The sequence below is a fragment of the Alkalihalophilus lindianensis genome, from assembly GCF_032843265.1.
Taxonomy (GTDB): domain Bacteria; phylum Bacillota; class Bacilli; order Bacillales; family Bacillaceae_D; genus Alkalihalophilus; species Alkalihalophilus lindianensis.
Genome location: NZ_JAWJBA010000150.1, coordinates 1 through 314, shown reverse-complemented (window position 1 = coordinate 314; position 314 = coordinate 1). Strand labels below are relative to the sequence as shown.

The following is a 314-nucleotide window of genomic DNA, read 5'->3' as shown; positions in this document are numbered from 1 at the left end:
AATTCCTCCAAAGAATTGAAATGCCTTTTCATGACAATGAATGGTATCTCTTGTAGTAAAAGGTTTATCAAGCCATTCCACGTATTTATAACGAGAATGGGAGAGTACAAAGGTAATAAAATATAGTTTAACAGGCTTTTTTTCTTTATTCTTTACGGTTATTTCCCCCCAGTCTACTTGAACCTGTTGGCCCATTGGTAGTTCTTCCACAGCTTCATGATCACGTACCCGGACAACCTTTGGAATATGGTAAATATCCCTTAGTTCCCTAACATATCCTCGAATAGTACTACTTCCAATTATTATCTTTGGGA

At 36.6% G+C, this 314-nt stretch carries 1 pseudogene; it reads right to left on the bottom strand.

Annotated features, from left to right (window positions below):
* Window positions 1-314 (bottom strand): annotated as a pseudogene (locus RYX56_RS21725) (DDE-type integrase/transposase/recombinase); the annotation flags it as partial.